This window comes from Mycoplasmopsis sturni DSM 22021, assembly GCF_000701485.1.
Taxonomy (GTDB): domain Bacteria; phylum Bacillota_I; class Bacilli_A; order Mycoplasmatales; family Metamycoplasmataceae; genus Mycoplasmopsis; species Mycoplasmopsis sturni.
This window is the reverse complement of record NZ_KL370785.1, coordinates 271,552-285,142: the sequence shown is the minus strand read 5'-3', so window position 1 is coordinate 285,142 and position 13,591 is coordinate 271,552. Positions and strand designations below refer to the sequence as shown.

The following is a 13,591-nucleotide window of genomic DNA, read 5'->3' as shown; positions in this document are numbered from 1 at the left end:
TAATTAGTAGTTAATCTTTTTCGGTATATTGATATAATTTTTCAATATGGAAAATTTATTTAGAAAAATTAATCTTTTAAAAAGTTATTCATTAGCCCAAATTATACTTTTTAGTTCTAATATTCTCTTTTTTATATTTTTTATTATTTGTTTAACTTTATTAGGGGTAAATTTCAGTGATATGTATTCTGCAATAGGGGCAAAAGTTATTCAAGCTTCTGCTTTGGGAGTTTTTGCTATTTTTGCTATTATTATCTTTGTTATGGTTTAAATTGCTCGTTTTGTGATTAATATCTTACTTATAATTAATGTTAATGATATTAAAAACATAAAAAATGAGTACGAAATTTCTTTTATTCTTTTAGTTATTGGTTTTTTTATACCTATTTGTGCTTTTATTGCTCATATTATGATTTTTTCTTGTGCAAAGAAAAACATAAAAGAAATGAACTCAAATCCAAATATTGAAAATAATTAAGAGTTATGTTATTTTTTAAAAAACTTGAAATGTTTAAATGGCATTTCAAGTTTTTTAGTAGCGTTTAAATATCTTAAGATTTCTTATTTTTAGGTTTGACAAAATTGTCTTATAATAATCTCATGCTTAAAAAAATTTTTAATTTTAATTCAAATCATTCGTTTCAAAAATTTAGTCTATTTAGGTTAATTTTTATCAAGGATGCTGCAAAATTAAATGACTTCTTTTTAAAAAACCGAGTTTACGACCTTAAAGCAACACATCATTTATTTTTGATAGCCTTTTTTAAGTTTTGCATAATGATGTTGATGATGGTCGCTTTAGTTTTGTTTGAATATATTTTTGATTTTATGGATCACCATGATATTTTTTCTGGTGTTTTATTATTTGTGGAATTACTTTGAATTTCTACAACCATTTTGATTTTTCTTTTTTTATTTTGAAGTGGCATTTATTATTATTCGTTGTATTTTGTTGGTAAATCAAAAGTAAAAAAATATGTTCATGAGTTTGAAAATAAAGAGTACAAAGAATACCTATTGAATTTTTATAATTTAGTTACGGTTTCTGAAGTGGTTTCAATTTGGAGTAAAAAAGATCTGCGTCGTTTATATTTTAATCACCAAGCTCTTGCTTTTGACTTAGTCAAAAGAATTCATGATGAACAAGCAAAAATTGACAAAATTGCGGATGTTCAAAGGCAAATTATTCAGCATTTTCAATCTAAAACTAAAGTTGAATTTCGTTTTTCTAATTTTTTTAATATCTTTCTTTATACTACGTTTGCATTTTTTACAGTAATGCTTGCAATGTGAATTTCATATCACATTCAAACTGATATTCCTGAAAATACCAAAATTTACAAAAGCGTGGTTGAAGGTAGTTTTTGAGACGTGGTTGGAATTGTTGCAACGGTTTCTATTTTAAAAATGTTTAGTAGTTACCGAAATTTAATTAAATCAAATTCGTTATTTCTAGAAAATATTGCTCACAAAAATCAAATTTTACAAAGTTTTCAAATTGATAATTCAGAAGCTTTGATGCCACAAGTTAATGATTTAATTGCTTTATTTAGTTGAACCAATAGTAAACAATTTATCAGACTATACTCTTCAATGCCACTGCACATTAAAAGAGATATATCAGTCTTACTGGATCAATATCAATCATTACTTAATGATCTTTCTAATAACAAAAAAGCAAGAAGATTAATTCTTGCTTTTTTGTATTATTTTTGGTATTTTGATGAAATAAAAAGCACCTAAGTGCTTTATAACATGTTATTAAGCTTGTTTTTGTACACGAACTCTAACAACTGTGTAAGGCATTAAAGCCATAAATCTTGCTCTTTTAATTGCTGTTGCTAATTTTCTCTGATGTTTAGCACATGTACCTGTATTTGCTTTAGGTTTAATTTGTCCAGTAGCTGAAACAAATTTTGCTAATGTATCAGTATTTTTGTAATCAATGTAAGTTACCTTTTCTGAACAGAAATCACAATATTTTTTTCTTGAATTAAAACCTTTTTTACGTTTTTTATTAAAAGCCATAGTTTCTCCTAATTTCATTCACCGTCACCGAAAATGTCGCTAACAGGTGATTCTTCGATTGGAATATTATCGTTTTGATTTTGGTTGTATGATTGATATTGCTCAGGGCTTTGCAGAGGAATTTTAGGCTCTTCATTCATTGTTGTAGAAGAGTTATTAGTGTAGTTATTATAATTGTTTTGATTATAACTTGCTTGCCCTTCTCTTTTAGTGCGAGTTTCTAATGATATTAATGAATTAACAATAACATCAGTATTTGTTCTTCTTATTCCGTTTTGATCGGTGTATTCACTTGTGTTGAGTGAACCTTCAATATGCACAAGTGCGCCTTTTGATAGATAATTATTCATATAATCGGCAGTTTGTCTAAATGCAACACAACGTATATACACTGTTGAAGGATTAGACTTACTTCGATCGTTAATAGCTATATTAAAATTTGTATAAGATTCTCCGCGACTACTTTTACGAATTTCAAAATCATTAGCAATGCGACCAATTAACAAAACTTTATTAAACATAAATTAATTCCTAACTATTCTTGTGTTTTGGTTTCTTTTTTAACTCTTGGTGCACGTTTTTTAGGTTCTTCTGTTGCTTCTTCTTTTTTTCCTGGACGAGCATCAGTTTTTTTTCTTCCAAGAACTTTGAATTCTTTTCCGAATCCTTTTTCTGTATCTAAATTGATTACTAAAAATCTTCAAATTTCTTTTAAGATATTTGCTTTACGAGTAAATTCAGCAATTAAATCACTAGGTGAAGTAATTTCAGCAAGTAAGTATTGAGCTTGTTTTGATTTGTTGATTTCGTAAGCTAAATCTGTTCTTTCAAGCTTTTCAGCTTTTTGAACACCTTTACCGAAAACTTCTTTAAGAAGTTTTTCAGCAATTGCAATATCAGCTTTAGGATCAACAATCATCATAATTTCGTATTTTGACATGTCTTCTCCTTATGGTCATCAGGGCTATACAGCCAAGGAGTATATAAATACTCCTTTATATTTTACCATTTTTATCAAAATGACGATCTGGAATATCAAAAAATTGATCGCTTTTGGGTTTATTGTAAAAATGATTTTCAATATGATCATGAAATTCAGAGTCTAAAATTGGAATATTAACGAAAATAGGGCGTATAGAGTAATTTTTACGAAAAGAATATGCTTCTATTTGTTCGATTTTTACCAGCATATTTGGGGCATAATTATTGTTTCATCCCCCATAATATTTCGAATCCATTAGCGAACCTTCAACAACAATAAAACTACCGTAGGTTAATTTTTCTCGAATATAGCGAGCAATATTATCCCAAGCTATTAGATAGCAAAATTGATTATTTTTCCTATCTTTAGTGTTTAATTTAAAAACTACTGTATCAACTTTTTTGAATGTTTGAGTGTAAAAGATCGGGCTACTAATATATCCAATTAAGAAGACTTTATTTAACATAATATAAAAAAATTATATCGTTTTTACTTGTTAATTTCGGTAAAATTATAACTATGAAAAAACGTGGATTCAATTGGATTAAGTACCTTGTTTTACTCTTGCAACTTATCGGAATTATAGCTTTCATTATTGCTATGGTTTTTCTATCATATTCAATAAGTAAGGACTATATTTGATTTGTGTTTATTGGTCTTTATATTCACAACTTTATTGTTGTTATCATTTTGTACGCACAAAATCGTAATGATCATAAAAAATTACAATGATTATTCTTGGTTATTATTCTGCCTATTATTGGTCACATTATTTTCCTGACTTTTGGCCTTATTTATAAGAATAAATTAGCAAATAAATTAGATGAAGATCACAAATATAAGCTTGATTTTTACGAGCAAAAAGGAATTGTAAAATCTTCAGAAAGAGCTTCAAAAGTTATTAATCAATTAGCGCACATTGAAGGGAATAATTATTATCCAGCTGATATTAAGTTTTTTCAAGAAGGACATTATTATTATGAGGATTTGTTTGAACAAATCCAGCAAGCACGAGAAAGTATTTTTATTGTTTCATATATTGTCCGTAAAAGTGAGATTTTTGATCATCTTTATAGCTTACTGAAACAAAAATTAGAAGAAGGTGTTAAAGTCAAGTGAATTATTGATGATTTTGGTGGAACTACTTGAGCTAAAGGAAGAATTCGCGGATTAAAAAAATTCGGTTTAGAATACTCTATTTTAGGAAAAATTTATTATCCATTTATTAATGCAAAAAGTTTTAGCCGTAATCATCAAAAAATTTTTATTATAGATTCTAAAATTGTTTATACAGGCGGAAGTAATATTTCAGATGAATATATTTCTTTATCTCCACAATTTGGACATTGAATCGACCTTAATTACCGTTTGGTTGGTCCTATCGTTAATCGTTATACTTTAAATTTTTTAAAGACATGACATGTTGTTACCAAAAAAGAAGTGCCAAAAATTGAAAAATATCTCTTTTTTGATTTTTATTATGATTTAAATAATTTCGAAAATGATGTTATTTCTGTTTTTGATACCCCAAATACTCCGCATTCAGAAGCAGAATTATATTGAATTAAATTATTTGGTTCAGCTCAAGATACAATTGAAATTGTCACTCCTTATTTTTCAATCACTGAATCACTAAAAAATTCAATTATTGTTGCACTTAAAAGCGGTGTTAATATAACGATTTATTTTTCGGGGCTTCCTGATAAGAAAATTGTTCATAGTATTAGTTTATCTCAATTAAAAGAATTACAAGTTTACGGTCTAAATATTCGCATTTGTTCTGATGTTTTTGTTCACTCAAAAATTGGTCTTGTAGATGGTAAAATTGCTTGAACAGGTTCAAATAACATGGACTCTAGAAGTATGTTTTCTCAATATGAAAGCATGGATATTTTTAGTGGAACCAGCATTAAATATATCCGTCAAATTATTGATCAATATCACAAGATATCAATTGATATAAATGACCACCCTACTTACTCGCAAGAACCTAGTAAAGTAACCAAATTCTTTTATGATTGAGCAAAACCAATAATTTAATAAATTAATAAATAAGCTCCGAAAAACTTCGGAGCTTATCTTTTGATTATTTCATTTGTATCTAAATTAATAATTGTGCTTGGAATACCTTTTGGCTGACCAAAATCAAGAATATTTTTTACCTCAGGAAAAAAGTTCGAAGCATCTTTTAATTGGATTGGATCGCTTCCTGAAATATTTAAACTCGTAGTGTACATAGGACCGTTTTTAATTAGAAATTCGCATAATTGAGCATTATTTGGCATTCTAAAACCCTGATTATTAACAATAATTGAATACGGACCTGGCCAATATTTTAGTGCTATTGTTGTTGCTTTATTGGTCCATTGCGGAAATTTTTGTGCTTGTTCAAGCGAACCTACTAAAATCATAATCTTTTTTTCCAATGGACGTTTTTTTAAGTAATAAAGTTTTTCTAAAGTGTCCAAATCCGAGACTTTTCCACCTATTCCATTAACAGTATCAGTAGAAAAAATATAAATATTACTAAAATCGTAAGACATAAAATAATTTTACCACTTAAAATAGCTCAAAGTTTATCAGCTTTAGTGACAATTATTAAAAAAAGTAATAAATAATTTTATTGAAATAAATAAGTATAAAGTCTTATATTTATTTATCGTTAAGTTATTGAAAAAGTTTATTTTATTAAGAATTAATTAACTCTTTATTTTAGAAACTAAAAACTAGTTTAAAATTTAAGTATAATTTTAAAATACTATGAAAAATCTTGCTAATACTTTAAGACCTCAAAAAGTAGATGATATTATCGGTCAGCATCATTTGAAAAAATTGTTTCAAAAAGTTGTTTCCTTAGGGCTCAAAACAAGTTTTTTATTTTATGGGCCTCCAGGAACGGGAAAAACTTCTTCTGCTATTGTGCTTGCAAATGAATTAGGACTTGAATATGGTTATTTTAATTCTGCAATTGATTCTAAACAAAAAATGGTTGATATTTTAGAAAAAAAGGATTTAATCATTATTGATGAAATCCACCGTTTAAATAAAGACAAGCAAGATATTTTACTTTCATATATTGAATTTGATAAAATTGTTGTTTATTCTACAACTACCGAAAATCCTTATTTTAGGGTTAATCCGGCACTAAGAAGCAGAATGCAGATTCTACAGTTTTATAAACTCAAACAAGAAGAGATTTTTAATAAATTAAAGCAAATAATTAAAGAACATTTTCCAAAAATCAATATTAGTGACTTGTTATTGAGAGAGTTTTGTAACTTTTGTGGCGGAGATTTCCGTGCTGCCTTGAATAATTTGCAACTTTTATCTCTTATTGATGAGCAAAATATTACAAAGGAGCATTTAAAGGCAATTGTACCTAATATTCAATTTCATTCGGATCGTAATGGCGACTTTCACTATGATTTTTTATCAGCATTGCATAAGTCAATTCGAGGTTCGGATATTGATGCAACCTTATATTATGGTACTTTAATTGTTAAAAGCGGTGATTTTGATGGTTTGTTTCGTCGAATGTTAGCTTCAGCATATGAAGATGTGGGATTGGCTAATCCACTTGTAGCTATTAAAGTTAAAAATGCTATTGAAGTATTTGAGTGATTAGGTTTACCAGAGGGTATGCTTGCTATATCCAATGCTTTAGTTGAATTGGCCATAGCGCCCAAATCTAATTCAGTTTATTTAGCAATGAAAAAAGCTAGCGATTTGATTGATCAAGGTAATGTTTTTGAAATACCTAAACATCTCAAAGATTCCCATTATAATTCAGCAAAAAAATTAGGTAATGGAATTAATTATCAATACCCGCATGATTTTGATAATCATTGAGTGTCACAACAATACTTGCCAGATGAAATTCAAGATATTCGGTTTTTTGACTTTCAAGCAAATGATAATGAAATAAAATACCAAAAATATTGAAGTAAAATTAAAAATAAGAATTAGGCAAAGGAGAAGAATATGGAATTTAAATTAAAAGATTTTAAGACTCTTGAGGATCTTAAGAAAGCAAAAAATTTAATTTACGGAAACGAAGGAGAAATTGCTTTATTAACTGCTAAGTTAAAATCAGCACCCAAAGAAGAGAAAAAAATAATTGGACAAGAAATTACAAAATTAAAAAATCAATACCAAGCTTTTTTTGAAGAAGCCGAAAGCCAAATTAAGCAATTAGAAGTTCAAGCAAAATTGGAAAGCGAATTTATAGATGTAACTGAACCAATTACTTCGCAAGGGGCATTAAATCCTATTTCTATTATCGAAAATCGATTAAGAGATTGATTCTATCAACATGGTTACTATGAACAACAATCAGGGGAAATTGTTTCAGATCTTTATAATTTTGAACGCCTTAATATTCCTGCTGATCATCCAGCAAGGACAATGCACGATTCGCTTTATTTAAATGCGACGACTTTACTCAGAACTCACAACACTGGAATTACGGCCATGGTGCTTGAAGAAAACGCCAATAAAGAAGTTTCAACATTTGCTATTGGAAAAGTTTATCGTAATGATGAAGATGATGCTACTCACTCTCACCAATTTACTCAAGTAGATTTTGTTTCTGTTGGACAAGTGAGTTTCCCTAATTTAATTTGAACTTTAAAATCACTTTTAAGTTATGTTTTAGAAGAAGAAGTTGAAATTCGTCTTCGGCCATCGTATTTTCCTTTTACAGAACCAAGTGTTGAAGTTGATGTTTTCTATAAAGGTCGTTGAATTGAGATTTTAGGGGCTGGAATGTTACATCCAAATGTTTTAAGTATGGCGGGCTTTACCGAGCAATACAATGGATTTGCAGCCGGAATCGGGATTGAAAGAATTACAATGATTAAATACGGATTTACAGATATTAGAGATCTTTATCGTAATGATCTTAGAGTTATGGAGCAATTTAAATATGAAAGATAGTTTTTTAGAAATTTTACAAAGTGAAGGTAAAAAACCATATTTTGAACAAATCATTGAAGGATTAAGACAAAACTCACAATTTGAAACAACCCCTCATCAAACTGAAATTTTTCGTCCATTTGAATATTTTCAAGTTAAAGATACCAAAGTAATTATTTTAGGTCAAGATCCTTATCCTGGTGAAAACGTAGCTGATGGGCTTGCTTTTTCAACCAAATTAGATAAAGCACCAGCTTCGCTTCGCAATATTTTCAAAGAAGTCAAAAAAGATTATCCAAATGCAATTTTAGAAACTAATTCACTTGAGCAATGAGCTAAGCAAGGTGTTTTGTTGATGAATATATATCTAACTGGTGTTATTAAACAACCTCTTGCTCATGAACATATTGGTTGAGATAAATTTACCCAAATTATTTGTTTAGAAATTCTAAGTAAAAATCCAAATGTTGTGGTGGTGGCACTTGGTAAGAAAGCTCAAAAGTTTGTTTCAAAATTAAGTATTAAGCCTAAATATTTAATTGAATCATCTCACCCAAGCCCATTATCATATAAAAAAGGTTTTGAAAACTCACATCTATTTCTTAAAATCAATGAAATGCTTGAAGAGCAAAAGAAGACCCCGATTAATTGATCTTTACCATCAAAACCATCAAAGGAGGATAAATAATGCTTTTGTCTCTTAATCATTTAAATGAATATTTACCAAAGATTAAATTAGATCAATCGGTAACGATTGCTCTTAATAAATTAGGGTTTGAAGTTGAAGATTTTTATCCTTTTAGCGATGCTAAAGGAGTTGTTTTTGCTAAGGTTTTAGAGATTTATCCAAACCCTAATTCAGATAAATTAACTGTTGCTAAAGTTCAAACTAAAGATGGCATTTTAACGATACAAACTACTTCAAAAGCTTTAGAAGTTGGCAAAATGACTATTTGTTATGTCGCTGGCTCTTCAAATGGAGATCAAGTTTTTAAAAATGTCAAACTTCGTGGTGTAGAATCACAAGGAATGTTTGCTTCTTGAAGCGAAATTGGTTATGCTTGAGAAAATTTAAGCCCAGTTGATGATCTTGTCTTTTTTGAAGATGATTTTGCAACCCTTGAAGACGATCCGCATGTAAAATTAGGTCTTAATGATTTTATAATCGATCTAAGTACTACAGCTAATAGAAATGACGCTAATTCATATTTTGTTATTGCAAAAGAACTTGCTGCATATTATCAAACCGAATTAGCTTTACCTAAAAATCAAATTAAAGCTAGTTTTCAATCACAAGTAAAAGTTAAGGATCTTAAATCACAAGGATTGATGTTTTTAGAAGTAAAAGGCCAAAAACAAACAAACTTAGAAGATCGTTTATTGCTAGCAAAACATAATATTGATGCAAAACATTGCTGAGCAATTAATTTAACCAATTTATGTCTACTTGAAACTGGAGCCCCTGCTCATGTTTACAATAAGGATGTTCTTTCAAATAATCTTGGAGATAATTTATATTCAGGAAAATTAGAGATTTTAGGGCAAAAAGAAGTTGAAGTTAATGATGTTTTAGTTATTGAGGACAAAGACCAAAAACGTCCAATTTCAATTGCTTGTTCGATGGGTCTAGAAGCAACGAAAGTTAGCGCAGATACTGAAAATCTTCTTTTTGAAATAGGTATTTTTGATCCAAAATTAGTAAGACACTCAGCAAAAGAGATTAAATTAATGTCAAATTCAGCTGCACAAGGTTCTAGAGTTATTTCAAAAGAAGTTGCTTTAACTGGAATGCAGTATTTACAAAGCCAAGCTAATGATTTAGAATATTCAAATATTATTAATGAAGTTGATCAGCTTACTAAAAAAGAAATTAAGTGAGATCAAAAAACTTTTGACTTATATAGCGGAAATTTAGATATGTCTGAATTTGAAGTTGCTAAAAAACAACTTAGCCATTTAGGATTTGAATTTAATAAAGATATTGTTTTAGTACCTAATTATCGTTATGATGTTGATAATTTTGCGGGTATTATTGAAGAAATTTTTAGATTTTATTCATATGATAACTTCAAGCCTGCACCATATAAAAACCGTCCAATTCTAACCCAACCAAGAGATATTTTTAAAAATTTAGCTGCTTCAAAAGGATATTTTGAAACTCGGACCTTTACCTTAGTTTCTCAAGAAAAAGCCAACTTTAATCCTTTTAACTTTGATAAATCTGTTACATTAGCTACTTTTGTTTCCAAAGAACGAGAAGTAATAAGAAATTCAATAGTAACATCACTTTTAGAGGTTGTAGAAAATAACGCCAAAAAGAAAATTTTTGATCTAAATCTCTTTGAAAAAGGAATGATTAACAATAACATTATTGTTAATGGTTTTGCAACCACAACCAAGGATTTTAAAACTTTTGCTCAAGATATTCTTGATTTGGTTAATTTAGATGTAAAATTGGTGCCTTTTGTAGATAATAAAGATATTCACTATAACACATCAGCAAAAATCCTTTACCAAGGAAAGATGGTCGGTTGAATCGGAAAACTTCACCCATCATTAGATCCAAGTGGAACTTTATTTGCTGAATTTATTGATAATTTAAAAGATAAAAAATCAATTAAATTCTCGCCAGAAAACCCAAATCCTCTTAAGGTTTTAGATTTAACTTTTGAGCTACAAGTTAATGAGCATATTGCCGCTAGAATTGAGCAAATTAAATCTCAAGCACAAGTGTTTAGTATCAAACAAATTGACGATTTTTATAAGCAAATAACTAATACCCGTTTTGTTACTTTAAGAATCTCAGGTGAAGATGAACAAATTGAAAAACTAGATAAAATTTACAACAAATAAGTAGGTGATTATGTACCAAAAAATTAAACTAAATGATCAAATAGTTCAAGATGCCATTAATAATGAATTAGTGAGACAACAAGAACATGTAGAATTAATTGCTTCTGAAAACTATGTTTCAGAAGATGTTTTGGTTGCACAAGGAAGTGTTTTAACAAATAAATATGGTGAAGGGTATCCGGGGCGTCGTTATTATGGAAGTTGTGAAAATGTTGATATTGTAGAACAAGCAGCAATTGACCGCTTAAAATTAATTTTTAATGTCGATTATGCCAATGTCCAACCATATTCTGGTTCAGTAGCTAACGCTGCAGCAATTGCTAGTGTAGTTCCGGAAAAAGGAAAAATAATGGGTTTAAGTCTTTCTTCAGGCGGGCACCTTACTCATGGTTATAAAATTTCTTTTAGTGGAATCTTTTATGATTCAGTTACTTATGATGTTGGGGCAGATGGATTTTTAGATTATGATGCCATTGAAGCAAAAGCACTTGAAGAAAAACCGGATTTAATTATTTGTGGATATTCAGCATATCCGAGAATTATTGATTTTAAACGTTTTAGGGAAATTGCAGATAAGTGTGGGGCTAAGTTAATGGCTGATATTGCACATATTGCCGGTTTAATTGCTGGTGGTGTGCACCCTTCTCCTGTTGGTTATGCCGATATTATTACCTCAACAACCCATAAAACCCTTCGTGGTGGACGTGGGGGTGTAATTATGACCAATGATCCAGAGATTGCTAAAAAGGTAGATCGTTGAGTTTTCCCGGGTTATCAAGGTGGACCTTTATTTCATGCTATTGCCGGAAAAGCTGTTGCTTTTTATGAAGCAATGCAGCCACAATTTAAAGAATATGCTAAACAAATTGTTGAAAATGCAAGAATTTTTAGCCAAGCATTTAAAGATAAAGGTGCCAAAATTATTTCTGGCGGAACAGACAATCATTTGTTTATGATTGACGTTAAACAAACATATAATATTTCTGGAAAACAAGCAGAAAGCATTTTAGAAAAAGTCAATATTACAATCAACAAAAACTCAATTCCTTTTGATAGTCTCTCACCTACAGTAGCAAGTGGAATCCGTTTAGGAACAGCAGCAATGACAAGTAGAAAATTTGATCAATGAGAAAAACTTGCCAACATTATAGATTATGTTTTAAGAAATTTTTCTCAATTGGAAAATAATTCTGATAAGCTTGTTGAAATCCAAAATGAAGTTAAAGCAATGTTGCTTAATTACCCAATTTTAAAAAGTTATATTTAAGTTCGTAATAGACCATTTATTGTGGTCTATTTTTTCTTTTTATATGTGGAAAAAGTATGAAAAACACCGATTTTGAATGTTAAAGTCTTTTAAAAAGTACCTAAAATAATATAATTAAATTAGCAATTACAAGAATAGCATTTTAACAGTTAGTAGTTGCTTTAAACAAGAAAAGGGAAATCATGAAAAAACTTAAAAATCTCTTACTATTTAGTTCAACTTTTGCTACACTAGCAACATCAGTTGCAATTTCGGCATCTTGTTCTAATAGTAAAACTACTTCTTCTGAAACAAATTCAAATGATAGTTCAGGTGCTAAAGTTAAAAAACCTGGATTTTATATCAATAAAAACGAAAGAGTATCACTGATTCATACCGATGATCAATTTGATGCTTCTAAAATTACAGATGCTAAAAATAAATCAATGGTTGTTATTGCTGACTCAGGAAGAATAAAGGACCGTTCATTTAATCAATCAACATGAGAAGCATTACTTCAAATTTATGATCAATCAGGTGAAACAACCTATATTGATGCTATTGAACAAGCAAAATATGATCAAGCTTATAAAAATGCCTTAGCTCAAGGGAAAAAAGTTTGAGTTCTCTCAGGTTTTGGTCACGAAACACCAATTAAAACTTTTTTAAGAAGCAATGGAAAAACACTTGAGGATTCAGGTGTAACAATTATCTCGGTAGACTTTCCTAAACCCGAAGATAAGTATTTACATGGATTTACAAGATTTTACTCATTACAATACTATGTTCAAGAAGCTGCTTGAATAGCTGGGTATGCAACTTCATTATATTTAGCATACAAATTCCCAACCGAAACAGCTGAAAAGAGAAAAGTAGGATTAATTGGTGGAGCTCCATTTAATGCTGTTACAGACTTTATGACTGGATTTTATAGAGGAATGGCTGCATATAACAAAGAACACGCAGATAAAAAAGTTTCTACAAATAAAAATTCAGTTCCTTTAAATACAGGTTTTGCTCCAGATTCAACAATGAGTTCAGCAATTGAAAATATGCTTAATTCAGAAAAACCAAATGTTGTATTACCTGTGGCTGGACCAGCAACAGATAAATTAGCAGATCTTCTTAAAACACGTAACGAAAATGATACCAAGATAATTGGTGTTGACGTAGACCAAGGTTTAGCTAACCCTGCAAATACCGAAAGATTCATTACAAGCATTACCAAAGGAATTGGTCAATCAGTTTATGAAACAATCCTTAGACATGTTTTTGCTGTAGAACCTAAAAACCTTAAAGGTGTTCAATCGGATAATGGAAAATATAAATTAGGATATCAACAAAAATGAGTAGATATATCTGAACCACATCTTAAAGACGAAAAAGATAACGCAGAAATGAAAAAATTTATTGAAGAAGCAATTCAAAAATTCAATACTTTAACAAAAGAAGATAGAGATCTTCTCATTAGTAACAAAGCAACTCAATCAGGTGCAGATTTAGAACAAGATAAATTAGTAGAAGAGCTTAGAAAAGAAGTTAACAAATAGTTTTAAGATTTTTAAATT

Annotated in this window: 13 protein-coding genes; 8 read left to right on the top strand and 5 right to left on the bottom strand. The window is 29.3% G+C overall.

What is annotated here, in order from left to right; genetic code table 4:
* Positions 1-600 precede the first annotated feature (600 nt).
* Positions 601-1,743 carry a hypothetical protein gene (locus Q349_RS02680; protein WP_169734567.1) on the top strand — a complete coding sequence of 381 codons (1,143 nt, stop codon included), beginning with the start codon at positions 601-603 and terminating at the stop codon, positions 1,741-1,743.
* 18 nt (positions 1,744-1,761) lie between these two features.
* Here the strand turns inward: Q349_RS02680 and rpsR are convergent, their stop codons facing one another.
* From rpsR to Q349_RS03450, 4 genes are read right to left on the bottom strand one after another with little or no spacing between them, the layout of a single operon-like run.
* Positions 1,762-2,028, bottom strand: a complete 267-nt coding sequence (rpsR, locus tag Q349_RS02675; RefSeq protein WP_036464820.1) for a 30S ribosomal protein S18 — start codon at positions 2,026-2,028, stop codon at positions 1,762-1,764.
* Positions 2,029-2,036: 8 nt separating this feature from the next.
* Complete coding sequence (locus Q349_RS03310; protein WP_051616782.1) at positions 2,037-2,549, bottom strand: single-stranded DNA-binding protein; 513 nt, start codon at positions 2,547-2,549, stop codon at positions 2,037-2,039.
* A 14-nt stretch (positions 2,550-2,563) separates the two neighbouring features.
* Positions 2,564-2,968, bottom strand: coding sequence for a 30S ribosomal protein S6 (gene rpsF, locus Q349_RS02665; RefSeq protein ID WP_036464819.1), 405 nt, complete (start codon positions 2,966-2,968; stop codon positions 2,564-2,566).
* Between the two features lie 55 nt (positions 2,969-3,023).
* Entirely contained in the window at positions 3,024-3,266 is a 243-nt protein-coding gene (locus Q349_RS03450) for a hypothetical protein (protein ID WP_220094694.1), read from the bottom strand.
* A gap of 389 nt (positions 3,267-3,655) precedes the next feature.
* On the opposite strand from Q349_RS03450, the gene Q349_RS02655 reads away from it, so the two are divergent.
* A complete protein-coding gene (locus Q349_RS02655; protein WP_051616780.1) occupies positions 3,656-5,050 on the top strand; it encodes a phospholipase D-like domain-containing protein in 1,395 nt (464 codons plus the stop codon).
* 35 nt (positions 5,051-5,085) lie between these two features.
* Here the strand turns inward: Q349_RS02655 and Q349_RS02650 are convergent, their stop codons facing one another.
* Positions 5,086-5,553, bottom strand: coding sequence for a Sua5/YciO/YrdC/YwlC family protein (locus tag Q349_RS02650; RefSeq protein WP_036464815.1), 468 nt, complete (start codon positions 5,551-5,553; stop codon positions 5,086-5,088).
* Positions 5,554-5,770: 217 nt separating this feature from the next.
* Between Q349_RS02650 and Q349_RS02645 the strand changes: the two genes are divergently transcribed.
* The 6 genes from Q349_RS02645 to Q349_RS02620 all read left to right on the top strand — a co-directional run bounded on the left by Q349_RS02645 (position 5,771) and on the right by Q349_RS02620 (position 13,573).
* A complete protein-coding gene (locus Q349_RS02645) occupies positions 5,771-6,976 on the top strand; it encodes a replication-associated recombination protein A (protein ID WP_036464814.1) in 1,206 nt (401 codons plus the stop codon).
* A 15-nt stretch (positions 6,977-6,991) separates the two neighbouring features.
* Positions 6,992-7,945, top strand: a complete 954-nt coding sequence (pheS, locus tag Q349_RS02640) for a phenylalanine--tRNA ligase subunit alpha (protein WP_036464813.1) — start codon at positions 6,992-6,994, stop codon at positions 7,943-7,945.
* Positions 7,935-8,612, top strand: a complete 678-nt coding sequence (locus Q349_RS02635; RefSeq protein WP_036464812.1) for a uracil-DNA glycosylase — start codon at positions 7,935-7,937, stop codon at positions 8,610-8,612. Before pheS ends, Q349_RS02635 begins: the two co-directional genes overlap by 11 nt.
* Positions 8,612-10,777: a phenylalanine--tRNA ligase subunit beta gene (locus Q349_RS02630; protein WP_036464810.1), complete on the top strand. Its 2,166-nt coding sequence runs from the start codon at positions 8,612-8,614 to the stop codon at positions 10,775-10,777. The genes Q349_RS02635 and Q349_RS02630 overlap by 1 nt, the downstream gene beginning before the upstream one ends.
* Before the next feature lie 10 nt (positions 10,778-10,787).
* Positions 10,788-12,044, top strand: a complete 1,257-nt coding sequence (gene glyA / locus Q349_RS02625) for a serine hydroxymethyltransferase (protein WP_036464808.1) — start codon at positions 10,788-10,790, stop codon at positions 12,042-12,044.
* 182 nt (positions 12,045-12,226) lie between these two features.
* The gene (locus tag Q349_RS02620) at positions 12,227-13,573 is read left to right on the top strand and encodes a BMP family lipoprotein (protein ID WP_036464805.1); all 1,347 of its coding nucleotides are present in this window, start codon (positions 12,227-12,229) and stop codon (positions 13,571-13,573) included.
* Positions 13,574-13,591 lie beyond the last annotated feature (18 nt).